The organism is Exiguobacterium sp. s7, assembly GCF_018618195.1.
Taxonomy (GTDB): Bacteria; Bacillota; Bacilli; order Exiguobacteriales; family Exiguobacteriaceae; genus Exiguobacterium; species Exiguobacterium mexicanum_A.
Window position 1 is genome coordinate 18,300 of sequence record NZ_JACSLO010000008.1, and the last position, 14,078, is coordinate 32,377.

The following is a 14,078-nucleotide window of genomic DNA, read 5'->3' on the forward strand; positions in this document are numbered from 1 at the left end:
CTCGTTTTTTATTCGGTATAGAGCGTGTAAGTCGCCTCGAACGACTCACCAGGGTCGAGCAATTGCATATCTTCTTTATGGCGGATGTCCTTCCGATGGCCTTTGTAGTCAGCGTGTCCGAACCAAGGTTCGAGACAGGCGAACGGGGCGTCGGAGTGTGGAGGCGACCAGATGCCGAAATGGGTGAAGTGAGGGGATTCCATGACGATGGCCCGACCGCTCGGTTGATGTCGAAGCGCTGCGTACTCGATTTGTTCAAAGATGAGGGCATCTTGGTCGAACAAGTGATGCGTCAGCGGGATGTAACGGCGTTCCCCGAGAGGTTGATAGGCACCCGTCAAGTAAGGTCCTTCGAGCAATAGACGGTCGAGTGTTCGCGTCTCCCCAAAGTCAATCGTATAGTCTTCAAACGTCCCCCCGGCAAATGGGATATTAAAGGCCGGGTGTCCGCCGATGCCGAACGGGAGGACGGCATCATCTCGGTTGACGACGCGATACGTCACGCTCAACTCTTCGCCGATGAGACGATAGATGACATTTAGTTCGAATGAAAACGGATAGTGTTTACGCGTCTCGACAGAATCGCGCAGGATAAAGCGGACGTGGGTATCGGAAGCCTCGGCGACCTCGAACAGTTCGTCGCGCGCAAATCCGTGTTGGCTCATCGTGTACGTCATTCCGTCATATAAGTAACGGTCGTCGAGCAGGCGTCCGACGAACGGAAAAAGGATCGGGGCTTGCCGGCCCCAATACGTTGGGTCACCTTGCCAGAGGAGCTCCGTCCCGTCGACGTTCCAACTGGTCATTTCGGCACCGTGTGCTTTTAGTGTGACGCTAACTTTCTCGTTGTAAAGTTGCAAGATAGTTACTCTCCTTTGAATGATATGATAAGTTAAGTTTAGGAGTGAACAGTACACAGGACAAGGGGTAAATCATGCGATTTCATAAACTAGCGATTGGATTGATCATGGCTGGCCTCGTGGCCGGTTTAGGCTATAAAGGATATGACGAGTTTAATAGTCAGGCGAAGGAACCGGCGGTCAGCATCGCCACGGACGATAGCGTACTTGGCGGTCTCGAGGTCGGTCAACGCGCGCCGGCCCTTGAACTGGAGACGGTCGAAGGGGAACGCCTATCGCTCGCCGATTACAATGGACAGCCGGTTGTAGTGAACTTCTGGGCGACGTGGTGTCCTCCGTGCCGTGAAGAACTACCTGAACTGATTAAATTTAGCGATGAGACGGGCGTCCCTGTGCTAGGCGTGAACATCACGAATAATGAACGTCGCGGCCGACGAGATGTCGATGCATTTTTAGAAGAAGTGCCGCTCAGTTTCCCGGTCCTATTAGACGAAGACGGCGAGGCTGTAAAAACGTATCGCATTGTGGCCATGCCGACGACCTATGTCATCGGATCAGACGGTGTAATCACCGCCAAACAAGTCGGACCGGTCGATTTCGATTGGTTGCGAGACAAAACAAAGTAAATGAACGGACAAAGACAGACTGGGAGTGAACCGGTCTGTCTTTGTCTACTTTTTATAATGTTGTTTGATGAGCGCATCAAAATTCGGTGTCATGTCTTCCTCGAGGTAATAGTGATGATTGTCTCGAATGATTGTATCGCCAACACGTGCTTCTGATGGCAAGAATCGTCTTGGGATGAAACTCGAGCCGTTGTTCCAACGTAACACGGCATACTTCCCTTCGACCCGCACCAATGTGCCGTACTTAATCATGCCTCTTCCTCCTCAACGAACAGCTTTCTGTCTCTTTATTCTTATAGAGTGTATTCCCACATTCCACAAAAGCTACACATATTTGCGCAAGGCTGGACAAGCAAATGAGAACTCAAAGAGGTGACGAAATTGTGAAGAAAGTTAGAAGAAAACGCTTTCTTTTTTGTTTGTTTTCTTCTATAATGAAGGCACGGGGTGATTTTGACGAATTTGTGAACAATGGGGGTATGGTCAATGTTTTCATCAGCTATGATTGGATTGCTCGCCTTAACCGGCGTGACCATTTATGGGATTGACCGTATGTTCACGGTCCGTTCAGAGCGCATCACAAAGAAATAGGTCTACATAATAGGGGGGATCGCAACGTCTTGGGGAGACGTTGCGATTTTTTTGTGTCAATAATCTTGCTGCCGTGACTCGCGATCTTTCGCTTTTTGTTCAACGTGCTTACGGTTCCGTTCATGGACGCGTTGGAAAAAGGCGTGCTCGGGCCAATGGGGAGACCAGACGCGTTCTTCTGGCAAGGCGAGGATATATTCTTCGGCGGCGCTCAGCCGCTCCATCATCTTGCTGCGATCGTCGCATAAATCGCCGTGGCCCGGGACGAGCCAACGAATCTCATACTCATAAATGGCGGCTTGGAGTTTTTGCAAGGAGTTCAAATACGCCTCGGCATCATGCTCGATGAACGGAGGCTCGATATTAGACCCGTAGTCGCCACAAATCAGGAGTCGCAACGGTTCGACGATTAAAGACATATGAGTCGACTCGTGTCCGGGTGTCAATAAAAACGTGATGGGGGTAGAGCCGAGTGCGAGCGTCCCGTCCTCGGAGATCATGATGTCGACGGCCGGTTTGACGATGGGACGATCGATATAATACTGCTCATAAAACGACTGGATCTCGTCTAACTGCGAGCGCGCATCTGTCTCGACGAAAGCCTGAGATGCGATGACGGTCGCATCGGGAAACGCATAGGCACCGATGATATGGTCGTAATGCTGGTGCGTATAGATGACATACAGCTTTTTGCCTTGTCGACGCAGTTCGACGTCTCGGCGGATGGTGGCAATCTCTTCAGGCAGCCAGTTCGGGTCGATGACGATTAAGCTCTCATTCGTCTCAATCAACGTCGAAGTCGTTCGCATGAGTGCACTTTCGTAAACAGTGAACGGTTGAAGACGTACTTGAATCACGGGAATCCCTCCTTCTTGTCTTCCATCCTTTTCCCGAATCGTCATCATTTAAGCGTCGCCGGTATGACTGCTATTATCGTGAAAAACAAAAAAAGCAGAACGTCAAATGACGTCCTGCTTCATGCACGGTACACCGTGCGGTTATGTGTGCGAGCAAATTCTCGCGTATATGTCGGTAATTGGAGCGGGTGAAGAGAATCGAACTCTCGTCATCAGCTTGGAAGGCTGAGGTTTTACCATTAAACTACACCCGCATATGAAATTTTAAAATGGAGCGGGTGAAGAGAATCGAACTCTCGTCATCAGCTTGGAAGGCTGAGGTTTTACCATTAAACTACACCCGCGAAACGCTTAACGTTACGGTAATATAATAGCACAGGATTTTAGCTTTGCAAACCCTTTTTTGAAAAAACATTGGTTGTTGCGGCTAGGTCGTCTTGCTAAGATAATAGGAGAGAGGAGTGGATGGGGCATGAGTGAGCGTAAATCCTATTTACAGATGATGAGCGAGGGCTTTCGGATGATGAAAGAAGGCAAACAAATTAATCATGAGACGAAGCTGCGCCAATGGACATTCTCGATCAGCCGTGAGGCGAATTGGCATGTGATTCTCCGGACAGAGCGCTTGAAATGGGTCAGTCCGGCGACCGATCAGTTCATCATTGAACCGTTATTCGTCCAAATCGGGACGTTACAGCTCACGCGTCATCTCGAAACGAACGAAGTACGTTTGACTATCGATGAAGAATGGGGAATTGAAAGTAAGGTCGTCTGTGACGACCAGGAGTGGGAACGATTCGTCGCGTCGCTCAAACAATTGAAGGGGGAGTAGTCGTGAGTCGAGAAAGGCTATATCGGATTGAAGCGGAAGCTCGTGGGAGTGCCTGGCGGGCCCGTGTATTGACCGGCATCCAACGATTCCGCTTTTTTAAAGGGGAATTGCTCGCACCGACTGAACGCCCTTACGTCGTCTTGAGTATCTCTCAAGACATGCAGGCACTTCCCGATTTGATTGAGACGGATATGGGCGTCCTGCTCATCCATGAACGAATCGGCCCGATTTTTATGAATTTATGCCCATATGATATTCAACTCGTTCGAGTCGAGTTGCACACGAGCACCGGAAAGACGGATCAATACTGCGCACTCAACGTGCTACGCCGTTTCGAGATTGAACATCTTGAAGATTCGGGCGAATATCGACCGTTAGATCCGGACCGGCTCTATTTTTTGTCACGGCAAACCGTGAGACTAAATTTATTCGGGCATATGATTGCCCAAGATCGAAACAGCCAACGCCTTTACGTAACGGAACGTCTCAAATATGCGCTTCAAGCGAAAGTGGTGACCGGGCTGGCATTTAAGAAAACGAAGGAGCAAACAGCATGAAGGAATACGAAATTGACGGTTGGATCCGTCTAGACTACCCAGAACACTTTGAATACAACGAAGAAGAAGACCATGTCAGTTTTTACTCTGTCGAGGCAGATGCGCAAGGGACGCTTCAAATGTCCATCTATGAAGCGGAGGAAGCGCAAGCCCCGAGTGACGCCGCGCTTCAAGAGTTGAACACGTTTTTAGGTGAGTTCCCAATCGACGTCAAAGTCGCCCCAAGCGTTACGTCGGAGGCCGGCGGTATGACGACGGCCTACGCGAGCGGAATTGAAGACGGCATGCATCTCGACGTATGGTCGTTGACAGACGGGAAGCGACTTTTGTTTTTGACGTATGTCGCCGATGAAGTGACGAATGAGAAGTTAGAGATTGAATCGATTATCGACTCGATCGAGTGGACATAACAAGAGACACGCGCCAACGTCGGCTGCGTGTCTCTTTGTGTCTTACTGGAATTTCGGAACTTCGAAGTAAAGCGTGTAAGCGTCGAGCTGTTGATACATGTTGTAAATATTGGCCGTTTGTTTTGTTGCCCACGAAATATCGGTGGCATATTGATACGTACCTGGATTGCTCGGATTGAACCGCATCTTATAGAGCGTGTTCTGTTTCCGGCTCGGGTTGTTGATATACGAGTCGCCGATGAACTTGGCCCCGCCGATGATAGCGGCTTCCGGTGTGAACCAACCTTCTTTATAAGCGCGCTCAGCACCTTTGACATGGGCGTTCCCGTCAATTGCACCGATGCCGTACATATTGTAGACGGTCTTCGGCGTGACGGCCTTGCCGTCGACGCTCGAGACGACTGTCCCGTTGGCGAGTGCGGACGTTCCGTGTCCCGTCTCTAATAACGCATGCGACAACAGATAAATCTCGTTGACGTTGTGCGTACGTGAGGCATCGATGAACGCTTGGCCACGGCCTGCTAAAATTCCTTTGCCGACGAGCGATTTGTTCAACACGGTCGCTGTCAAATCTGCACTCTTCGACAAGTCGAGGAATTGGAAATATTCACGTGACGTCGTGGCGAACGAAGTCGGTGAAACTTGACGTGTGATTTCTTCATCCGTCGCAAGACGCCAATTCCGGTCATAGACGCGAATATTGTATCCACTCGGGCGATAGTAGCTGATTGTGTAATACTGACCGATTTCACCGGTGATGGTCACCGTCTCACCCGGGTTGATCACCCCGAACGAGTGCGCCGTCAATGAGGCATCTTTCAACACCTTGACGTTTCCGGCAACGTTGGCGGCGCTGACATATCCCGTCAATAGACCCGATTTTACTTTATACCAAGTCGTCGAGCCGACCTTTTGCGTGCCGAGATATTCGAGCTTCGTATTGCTCGAGAGGCTAGTCAAGCTGGCAGCCGATGATGAGGCGGTTGCTTTCAAGTACTGGAATGAAGTTGTAAATAGCTCTGTCGAGGCGATCGTCCCGGTCGTGGCAGTCGTTGTCGCACGAGTGATGTATGATTTCGGTACATACGCGTTCGCGGCGCGATATGCGTCCGACTGGGCGAACACGTTGCGCTGCTTCGTGACCATCGTCGCGAGCGTATACGGATAAGCAGTCTCTGTGATCACCATCTCTTTACTGCCGGCAACAGGCGGCGTGTACGGTTTCGTATACGTGAGGGAGATGTACCCTTTTACGAGCGAACCGTTGACGAGGTACGAGATGACACCCCAGTCGCTGCCGACGATTGGTTTCACTTTGACGACCGTTCCGTTAGCGAGCGTACCGATAACGTTCCCGTCTACCGGTTTCGTCCGGACGTTCAACGTGCCATTGTTGGCGACGACGACCTCGACTTCCCGTTCAGCTTCTAACTGTTCTTCTGGAGCCGGTGGTTTGTCGGCGAAATAGGCGGCGGTCGCATAGCCCGTGAGCGAGCCGTACTTGATTTTGTACATCGAACTCGTCAAGCCAGCCTCAGAAATTTGCTGAACTTTCGTTCCCGTCGGAATGACGGCAATTTTTGTTTTCGGTGAAACAGACCGGTCATAGAGGACGACTCGTTGCGTCGTATAATAATCGGTCACGACGATCACCTCCGGTTTGTCGACTGAGAAATGGCGTGAAGCTGCATAGCCCGTTTTCCCGTCGTAACGTACTTTAAACCATGAGCTCGACAATCCACTCTGCGAAATCTGCTCGATTTTCGCGCCGAATGGAATCGTGTCAACTTTCGTCGCACCCGAAGCCGATGAATTATACATCGCCACGTTGCGAATCGCGTAATAAGGTTTGATCACAATCACTTCTGGCGGAGTCGTCGAGAAGTTTCGAGCCGCGGCATAGCCGGTCACGCCATCATATTCAATCTTGAACCACGAACTTGCGAGTCCGGCCTCTGACACTTGTGTCACTTTGCTACCGGCCCGGATTGTCCGTAGACGTTCCGCCCCTGAAGCTGATGATTTATACAAGACGAGGTCACGAGCGGCATAGTAAGGCGTCCGCACGACGGTTTCTGGTTTTGTCTTTGAGAAATTACGTGCTGCCGCATAGCCGGTCACGCCATTGTAGCGGATTTTGAACCAAGATGAGCTCAGCCCTGGCATCGCGAGTTGTTCGACTTGGGCACCGAGTGGGATCGTCGCGATTTTCGTCGCGCCCGAGGCGGAACTGTTATAGAGAGCGACGTTCTTGACCGCGAAGTAAGGGGTCGTCGCTTCCGGCGTCAAGATCGAAGTCGAGAAGTTCCGGGCCGGGGCGTATCCGACGGTCGAGCCGTACTCGATTTTAAACCACGAACCGGTCGCGCCGAGTGAGGCGAGGTGCGTCACTTTGGCACCTGCCGGAATCGTTCCAATTTTCGTCGCCCCTGAACCTGTCGAGTCATACAGCACGGCTGTCTTGACAGCATAGTAAGGCGTTTCGACAGGCGTCGTCGGTGTGAAGTAGCGGGCTGCAACGTAACCTGTATATTTCCCGTAAGTCACTTTCATCCACGAGCCGGTCGCGCCGTGCGAAGAGATATAGGTCACGGTCGCGTCTTTCGGGATCGTCGTGAGGATGACGGCAGAAGTCGACGTCGACGAACGCAAGTTGACGTTCGCGTCCGCTGTGTAGGCCGATGCCGTTGTCGTCGCTGTCTTTTCAACGGTTGATTTCAATGTCAAATACGTCGCCGACACGTAGCGTTTTTCGCCCTCGAATTCGATTTGGGCCCAGTTATCGTTCGTTGTGTACACTTGAACGGTCTCGCCTTGCGTCAATTTCCCGACAATGTCCGAAGTGGTCGAAGTGGCGGAACGTACGTTTAAAATAGATGTATTCACGGTTCCTTCGTATGTTGCTGCATATGAATGAGCGGGAACAAGCGTACTCAACATTGTGCTAGAGATGAGGACGGCCGTGCTCAATCGTGTGATTGTTGGCTTCAATGTGTTACCCCTTTCGGTGAATACAGATCAACATGTATGTATTCATGTAGTGTGCGGTCTAAGTATAGCGTACTTAAAAATTGGAAAGAAGAATGTAAATTACAAAAAAGGTAAATGAATTAGAAAAGTGATGTATTATTATGGAAAGAAAAAAGAACCTCCTAGGAAATGGAGGTTCTTTTTTCGATTTGTACGGTTTGATGCATCCAATCGCCGATATCGGTCCACACGTCTTGTCGTTGTCGTTCACGCAAAATCTCATGTCTGGCATTGTCATAGGTGAGAACGGTCAACTCGATATCGGCAACTTGGTGTTTATGAACGATTCCCGTGAGTCCTTCACCGTCATGGACGACCGGATCGTCAGCCCCGACAACGAACAAGATGGGTAACGTTTTCGGATGCTCGTGAATCCGGGCAGTGGACGTCACATCGAGTGAGGCGCGGGCGACCTCATGCAAGTAGCCGAGCGTCGGAATCCCGCCGCAATCCGGGTCGTTTACATAGGCGGATACTTCTTCTGGAACGCTTGAAATCCAATCGCTCTCGGTCGTGGCGGGTAAGAACTTTAAGTTGTATCGTCCGAACAGCAAGCGTTCGAAAAAGCGAGATTCATATTGGCTCCCTTTGAACCGGATGGCCAAATCGATTGCATACAGTCCGACCCGCCCGATCCATCCCGAATGCGGAGGCGGAGACACGGCGATGACGCCAGCCAGGCGATGACCTAACCGTTGCCCGAGGCGACGGGCGAGCAGTGACCCGAAACTATGGCCGAGGACAACGGTCGGCAACTCGTCTTGATAGTGATCGAGGAGTGAGATAGCGTCATCAACCATTTGATCAAATCCTTCATGTGGAGACAAGTGGGCGTAAGTGGACTGATCCCGTGCCAAAGAACCGGCACCGCGGAGATCGCATAGGAATACGTTAAAACCAATTTCTGACAAAAAATCAGCGAATTCGACATATCGTCGGTGATGCTCGAGCATACCGTGAAAGATGAAGCAATTTCCAATTGGTTGTGAGGTGGGAATGTGTAGCACATGCGTCCGATACCCGTCCGCATACGTATGTTCCGTGACGTCCATCTGTATCCCTCCGTGTCGTTTAAAATAATCCGATCGCTTTACCGGTCTCGTCGATTCCCATATTTAAGGCGGCCGGTTGCTTCGGCAGACCTGGCATCGTCAAGACGTTTCCGGTCAAGGCGACGAGAAAGCCAGCGCCGACCGACGGTTTCAACTCTCTTACGGTCACAGTGAACCCGTGCTGGTAGCCGAGTTTCGTCGGGTCGTCTGACAGCGAGAACGGTGTCTTCGCCATACAAATCGGCAAGTGTTGCCAGCCGTTCGCTTCGATTTGAGCCATTTGTTTTTTTGCGGTCGCGGTGAAGGTGACGTCGGCCGCCCCATACACTTCACGGGCAATCGTCAAGATTTTTTGTTCGATCGAATCGGTCAAAGCATAGAGCGGGGTGAACGCACTCTCATTCGACTTAATCGTCTCGATGACGGCCTCGGCGAGCGCACGTCCGCCTTGGCCTCCGTTTGACCACACTTCACTGAGCGCCACTCGAATGTGGTTCGCTTCACACCAGTCGAGGACGGCCGCCAACTCTTCGGTCGTGTCTGAATTGAATCGGTTGAGGGCGACGACGGTCGGCAAGCCAAGTTTCCCCATCGTCTCGACATGTTTGGCAAGAAGTTTTAATCCGTTCCCGACGGCCCCGACGTTCTCGACGTGGAGTTGGTCTTTGGCGACGCCACCATGCATTTTCAAGGCACGGACTGTCGCCACGAGGACGACGGCGTCCGGATTTAATTTACCGATGCGTGACTTGATGTGACAGAACTTCTCGGCACCGAGGTCGGCTCCGAATCCGGCTTCGGTGACGACGTATTCACCGAGCTTGAGCGCAGTTTTTGTCGCAATCAACGAGTTGCAGCCGTGAGCGATGTTGGCGAACGGACCACCATGAACAAGCGCGGGCGTCTGTTCGAGTGTTTGCACCAAGTTCGGCTTGAACGCTTCTTTCAACAACAGGGTCGCGGCACCAGCCGCCCCGATTTGTTCGGCCGTGATCGGTTCGTTGTCTTGATCGTAGGCGACGACGATGCGCTTGATGCGCGTCTCAAGGTCGGTCAACGAATCGGCGAGGCAGAGGATGGCCATGATTTCGGACGCCACGGTGATGTCAAATCCGTCTTCACGTGGTACCCCGTGGGCACTGCCGCCGAGTCCGATCGTCACGTGACGAAGTGCACGGTCATTCAAGTCGAGGACACGTTTCCAGACGATTTTACGGACGTCGATCCCGAGGTCGTTCCCTTGATGAAGATGATTATCGAGCATGGCACTGATCGTGTTATGAGCTGCGGTGATCGCATGCATGTCACCTGTGAAGTGAAGGTTGATGTCTTCCATCGGCAACACTTGGCTGAAACCGCCGCCGGCCGCACCGCCTTTTAAGCCCATCGTCGGACCGAGTGATGGTTCACGTAGACAAACGATTGCTTGTTTATCGAGTTGATTCAACGCCTGTCCAAGTCCGACGGTCACGGTCGACTTTCCTTCACCGGCTGGAGTCGGATTGATCGCCGTGACGAGGATGAGTTTCCCGTCTTCTCGAGTCGCCATCCGATCGATGACATCGAATGATAACTTGGCTTTATATTTCCCGTATAGATCGAGGTCATCTTCTTGTAAACCGAGTTTTTCCGCAATCTCTTTGACAGGTAGCATCTCGGCTTGTTGGGCAATTGTTAGGTCGGATAACGGTTTAATCGTCGTCATGTATAAAATCCCTCCACTTTCGAACATTGTAATCTATTTAGTCCATTTCATTCGTGAATCGACCCGGAATCAAGGTTTAATCTTTCGTTGGGGAAGACTCGTTCGTGTTGTCATTGAGTTTATCATAACCCATCGCTTCGTAGAATTCACCCATTGAGTGCAATATATTCCACCCTTTCCGTCAAATGTATCCGTTTTCATTTTTGGTCCAGGAAGGTAAGTTGATAGTGGAGGCGATGAACATGACAGAAACACCGAAACGAATCAAACGGAGACGAAATTGGAAGAAGCCGGCGAGTTTTATCGCATTCGTTGGTCCGGCCTTTTTGGCATTTGTGGCAATCGTGCTTATTCCATTTTTCAACGGGATTTATTACAGTTTCACAGATTGGAACGGTGTGACGGGGCAATTGAATATGGTCGGACTGGACAACTACCATCGGATTTTATTTGAAGATGAACAGTTCCGCGCTTCGTTCTGGATCACAACGAAATATACGCTCGTGGCCGTGGTGCTGACGAATATCGTCGGCTTCCTATTGGCTTTACTATTGACGATGAACATTAAGACGCGCAATATTCTGCGCACCGTCTTTTTCATGCCAAACTTGATTGGCGGGCTCATTCTCGGGTTCATTTGGCAGTTTATCTATGTGAAGGGCTTTGAATCAATCGGGGCACTGACCGGGTGGAGTCTGTTCGAACTGCCGTGGCTAGGTGACGCTCAGACGGCGTTCTGGGGCATCGTCATCGTCGCCATTTGGCAAGGTGGGGGCTATGTCATGGTCATTTACATCGCGGCGCTCCAAAATGTGCCGACAGATTTACTCGAAGCGGCTAAAATCGATGGGGCAAACCGGTTGAAGATGCTTCGTCATATCACCCTCCCGATGATCATGCCGTCGATCACGATTTGTCTGTTCTTGACCATCTCATGGTCGTTCAAAGTATTCGATACGAACTTATCACTGACGAACGGCGGGCCGTTCAAATCGACGGAGATGCTCGCTTTGAACATCTATACCGAATCGTTTGTGAATAATAACTACGGACTCGGCTCGGCGAAAGCAGTCATCTTCTTCCTCGTCGTCGCGGCGATTACCGTCACGCAAGTGTACTTGACGAAAAAGCGGGAGGTGGAGGCATGACGACGGAAAAAATTGAACGCATCGAAGCGAATATCGATCAGGCACCACGACAATTGTTGCCGCAAAAGCCGTTGCGGACGGGCGGATATACGGCGGGGCTCGGTCTCGTCGAGTTGGTGGCGATTTTACTCGGGCTCTTGTACCTCGTCCCGTTCTATTACGTCATCGTCAACTCGTTCAAATCGATCGCCGAGATTTACACGAATACGTCTGCCTTGCCGAACGTTTGGCTCGCCTCGAACTATTCAGAGGCATGGGAGGCGATGAACTACGGACGCGTCTTCTTGAACTCGCTCCTCATCACGGCCGGCGCGAACCTACTGATCGTGTTGTTCACATCGATGGCGGCTTGGAAGCTCGTCCGGACGAAACATTGGATTTCGACGGTCATCTTCTTCTTGTTCGTCGCGGCGATGGTCATCCCGTTCCAGTCAATCATGATTCCGCTCGTGAAAGTATCGAGCGTACTCGGGTTGTTAAACAGCCATTGGGGACTGATGGTCATGTATCTCGGGTTTGGGTCAGGCATCTCCGTGTTCTTATATCACGGGTTTATGAAGTCGATTCCGGAAGAAATCGAAGAAGCAGCCATCATTGACGGTTGCTCGACGTGGGGCGTCTTTTGGCGCATCGTGTTCCCGCTTTTAAAACCGATCACGGTGACAATCGTCATCTTGAACAGCCTTTGGATTTGGAACGACTTTCTGTTACCTTCACTTGTCCTCCGAGACATCGAACTGCGGACGATTCCGCTCGCGACGTTCTATTTCTTCGGACAATATACAAAACAATGGGATTTGGCACTCGCAGGTTTAGTCCTTGGGATCGTTCCGCTCCTCGTCTTTTTCTTCGGTATGCAAAAGCATATTATCAAAGGGATCACGAGCGGCTCGATCAAATAACCCTTCCCAAGGGTCTCCCCCGTCCGCTACACGGGGGAGAATTTTTTTGAAAAAAGCTGTTGACATTCGTCGGAATATTTATAATAATTGGGTCAATTCAATTGTGAACGACATTGAAAGGACGAGTACACAGAAGACGTAAGCAAAGCGAGCCGGGGAAGGTGAGAGCCCGGACTGAAATCTCTGTCGAAGAACCTCCTGGAGTCGCTACCCGAACGCTTTGCAAGTAGACGTAGCCGGAATGTTCCCCGTTATCGGAACTACGAGATGTTCGTCTCGAAAAAGTGAGTAGATTCGTCTACTAATTTGGGTGGCACCGCGGAGCTTGAAGCCTTCCGTCCCATAGTCCATGGGATTGGAGGGCTTTTTTCTATTGCTCCGTCCCAAAATCCCACAATTGGAGGAAGAAAACATGACAACGACAGCAACAAGCAAGATGAAAGCGAAACAACAGGCGATTACAGTAGTGAAGGCGACATTCGAAGACAAATTCAGCACGGCGCTCGGATTGACACAAGTTCAAGCACCACTGTTCGTCACATCGGCGAGCGGGGTCAACGACCACTTGAACGGCGTCGAACGCATCATTCAGTTCGACACGCAGTATCCGGGACACGAACTTGAAATCGTTCAGTCGCTCGCGAAATGGAAACGAGAAGCGCTCGACCGTTACGGATTCGAGGTCGGGGAAGGCTTGTACACCCAAATGCGCGCCATCCGTCGTGATGAAGAGCTCGACGCGACGCACTCGCTTCACGTCGACCAATGGGATTGGGAACGCGTCATCGCCCGGGAACACCGGACGACGGAGTACTTGAAGGCGACGGTCGAATCGATTTACGCGGCACTCCGCGAGACGGAGCAGACGGTCGAATCGATGTACGGGATTGAGGCGATTTTGCCAGAGTCGATTCATTTCTTGACGAGCCAAGAGCTCGAAGACCTTTACCCGACGCTCACGCCAAAAGAACGTGAGCACGCGATTTGTAAAGCGTACGGTGCGGTCTTCCTCTCGCAAATCGGTGGTGCACTCGCCTCAGGCGATAAGCATGACGGTCGTGCGGCCGACTACGATGACTGGTCACTCAACGGCGACATCCTCGTCTGGCACCCGGAACTCGAATCGGCGTTCGAATTGTCGTCGATGGGGATCCGTGTCGACGAGACGGTACTCGCTGAGCAGTTGGTGACAGCCGGAGCTGAAGAGAAACGGAAGTACCCGTTCCACCAAGCCGTCCTCGAAGGACGCCTCCCGCTTACCATCGGAGGGGGCATCGGGCAATCCCGTGTCGCCATGTACTTGCTTCGTGCCCGCCATATCGGCGAAGTCCAATCTTCGGTTTGGCCGAGTGAGATGATCACCGCGTGTGAAGAAGCCGGAATCAGCCTGTTGTAATTATATAGAAGAAACTAAAACCAGGACTTTCTTTTTCAATAAGAAAGTCCTGGTTTTCTGTGCAACATTTTCCACCCTACACGTCAATTTTGACACCTACATAATGGAAGCG

13 protein-coding genes, 2 tRNA genes and 1 other annotated feature are annotated in these 14,078 nt (G+C 51.3%); of the genes, 7 read left to right on the top strand and 8 right to left on the bottom strand.

From position 1 onward, the window contains the following. Nucleotides 1–8: 8 nt before the first annotated feature. A complete protein-coding gene (locus KNP79_RS10795) occupies nucleotides 9–860 on the bottom strand; it encodes an aldose 1-epimerase family protein (RefSeq protein ID WP_251132948.1) in 852 nt (283 codons plus the stop codon). Nucleotides 861–934: 74 nt separating this feature from the next. Between KNP79_RS10795 and KNP79_RS10800 the strand changes: the two genes are divergently transcribed. Beyond that, nucleotides 935–1,486 (top strand): TlpA family protein disulfide reductase, encoded by a 552-nt coding sequence (locus KNP79_RS10800; RefSeq protein ID WP_138859961.1) that lies wholly within the window; start codon nucleotides 935–937, stop codon nucleotides 1,484–1,486. 45 nt (nucleotides 1,487–1,531) lie between these two features. Here KNP79_RS10800 and KNP79_RS10805 read toward each other — a convergent pair whose 3' ends face one another. The 4 genes from KNP79_RS10805 to KNP79_RS10820 all read right to left on the bottom strand — a co-directional run bounded on the left by KNP79_RS10805 (nucleotide 1,532) and on the right by KNP79_RS10820 (nucleotide 3,278). Next, nucleotides 1,532–1,738 carry a DUF3006 domain-containing protein gene (locus KNP79_RS10805; protein ID WP_016508383.1) on the bottom strand — a complete coding sequence of 69 codons (207 nt, stop codon included), beginning with the start codon at nucleotides 1,736–1,738 and terminating at the stop codon, nucleotides 1,532–1,534. A gap of 395 nt (nucleotides 1,739–2,133) precedes the next feature. Then, a complete protein-coding gene (locus tag KNP79_RS10810; RefSeq protein ID WP_034781170.1) occupies nucleotides 2,134–2,934 on the bottom strand; it encodes an MBL fold metallo-hydrolase in 801 nt (266 codons plus the stop codon). A 180-nt stretch (nucleotides 2,935–3,114) separates the two neighbouring features. Further along, a tRNA-Gly gene (locus tag KNP79_RS10815) sits at nucleotides 3,115–3,188 on the bottom strand. 16 nt (nucleotides 3,189–3,204) lie between these two features. Next, nucleotides 3,205–3,278 (bottom strand) — tRNA-Gly (locus tag KNP79_RS10820). A gap of 128 nt (nucleotides 3,279–3,406) precedes the next feature. Here KNP79_RS10820 and KNP79_RS10825 point away from each other — a divergent pair. The 3 genes from KNP79_RS10825 to KNP79_RS10835 are packed head-to-tail and all read left to right on the top strand — an operon-like array spanning nucleotide 3,407 to nucleotide 4,733. Continuing rightward, nucleotides 3,407–3,766, top strand: a complete 360-nt coding sequence (locus KNP79_RS10825; protein WP_034781168.1) for a hypothetical protein — start codon at nucleotides 3,407–3,409, stop codon at nucleotides 3,764–3,766. A 2-nt stretch (nucleotides 3,767–3,768) separates the two neighbouring features. Next, complete coding sequence (locus tag KNP79_RS10830; protein WP_215192354.1) at nucleotides 3,769–4,323, top strand: hypothetical protein; 555 nt, start codon at nucleotides 3,769–3,771, stop codon at nucleotides 4,321–4,323. Continuing rightward, nucleotides 4,320–4,733, top strand: coding sequence for a hypothetical protein (locus KNP79_RS10835; RefSeq protein ID WP_034781164.1), 414 nt, complete (start codon nucleotides 4,320–4,322; stop codon nucleotides 4,731–4,733). The genes KNP79_RS10830 and KNP79_RS10835 overlap by 4 nt, the downstream gene beginning before the upstream one ends. 42 nt (nucleotides 4,734–4,775) lie before the next feature. Here KNP79_RS10835 and KNP79_RS10840 read toward each other — a convergent pair whose 3' ends face one another. The 3 genes from KNP79_RS10840 to KNP79_RS10850 all read right to left on the bottom strand — a co-directional run bounded on the left by KNP79_RS10840 (nucleotide 4,776) and on the right by KNP79_RS10850 (nucleotide 10,520). Then, on the bottom strand, nucleotides 4,776–7,619 hold the full coding sequence (locus tag KNP79_RS10840) for an SH3 domain-containing protein (protein WP_215192356.1): 2,844 nt from the start codon (nucleotides 7,617–7,619) through the stop codon (nucleotides 4,776–4,778). A gap of 266 nt (nucleotides 7,620–7,885) precedes the next feature. Then, on the bottom strand, nucleotides 7,886–8,815 hold the full coding sequence (locus KNP79_RS10845) for an alpha/beta fold hydrolase (protein WP_034781161.1): 930 nt from the start codon (nucleotides 8,813–8,815) through the stop codon (nucleotides 7,886–7,888). 19 nt (nucleotides 8,816–8,834) lie between these two features. Beyond that, a complete protein-coding gene (locus KNP79_RS10850) occupies nucleotides 8,835–10,520 on the bottom strand; it encodes a formate--tetrahydrofolate ligase (RefSeq protein WP_215192358.1) in 1,686 nt (561 codons plus the stop codon). Nucleotides 10,521–10,762: 242 nt separating this feature from the next. Between KNP79_RS10850 and KNP79_RS10855 the strand changes: the two genes are divergently transcribed. The 3 genes from KNP79_RS10855 to asnA all read left to right on the top strand — a co-directional run bounded on the left by KNP79_RS10855 (nucleotide 10,763) and on the right by asnA (nucleotide 13,966). Further along, the gene (locus tag KNP79_RS10855) at nucleotides 10,763–11,668 is read left to right on the top strand and encodes a carbohydrate ABC transporter permease (RefSeq protein ID WP_034781156.1); all 906 of its coding nucleotides are present in this window, start codon (nucleotides 10,763–10,765) and stop codon (nucleotides 11,666–11,668) included. Continuing rightward, nucleotides 11,665–12,570 carry a carbohydrate ABC transporter permease gene (locus tag KNP79_RS10860; RefSeq protein WP_084592978.1) on the top strand — a complete coding sequence of 302 codons (906 nt, stop codon included), beginning with the start codon at nucleotides 11,665–11,667 and terminating at the stop codon, nucleotides 12,568–12,570. Before KNP79_RS10855 ends, KNP79_RS10860 begins: the two co-directional genes overlap by 4 nt. A gap of 104 nt (nucleotides 12,571–12,674) precedes the next feature. After that, nucleotides 12,675–12,916, top strand: a binding site (T-box leader). Nucleotides 12,917–12,982: 66 nt separating this feature from the next. Continuing rightward, nucleotides 12,983–13,966: an aspartate--ammonia ligase gene (gene asnA, locus KNP79_RS10865; protein WP_371743432.1), complete on the top strand. Its 984-nt coding sequence runs from the start codon at nucleotides 12,983–12,985 to the stop codon at nucleotides 13,964–13,966. The last annotated feature ends 112 nt before the right edge of the window (nucleotides 13,967–14,078 follow it).

Bases quoted from the DNA above. Each gene is read 5' to 3' on its own strand.
- KNP79_RS10845 (WP_034781161.1), bottom strand. From the start codon at position 8,815: ATGGACGTCACGGAACATACGTATGCGGACGGGTATCGGACGCATGTG.
- KNP79_RS10825 (WP_034781168.1), top strand. From the start codon at position 3,407: ATGAGTGAGCGTAAATCCTATTTACAGATGATGAGCGAGGGCTTTCGG.
- asnA (WP_371743432.1), top strand. From the start codon at position 12,983: ATGACAACGACAGCAACAAGCAAGATGAAAGCGAAACAACAGGCGATT.
- KNP79_RS10860 (WP_084592978.1), top strand. From the start codon at position 11,665: ATGACGACGGAAAAAATTGAACGCATCGAAGCGAATATCGATCAGGCA.
- KNP79_RS10855 (WP_034781156.1), top strand. From the start codon at position 10,763: ATGACAGAAACACCGAAACGAATCAAACGGAGACGAAATTGGAAGAAG.
- KNP79_RS10850 (WP_215192358.1), bottom strand. From the start codon at position 10,520: ATGACGACGATTAAACCGTTATCCGACCTAACAATTGCCCAACAAGCC.
- KNP79_RS10800 (WP_138859961.1), top strand. From the start codon at position 935: ATGCGATTTCATAAACTAGCGATTGGATTGATCATGGCTGGCCTCGTG.
- KNP79_RS10805 (WP_016508383.1), bottom strand. From the start codon at position 1,738: ATGATTAAGTACGGCACATTGGTGCGGGTCGAAGGGAAGTATGCCGTG.
- KNP79_RS10835 (WP_034781164.1), top strand. From the start codon at position 4,320: ATGAAGGAATACGAAATTGACGGTTGGATCCGTCTAGACTACCCAGAA.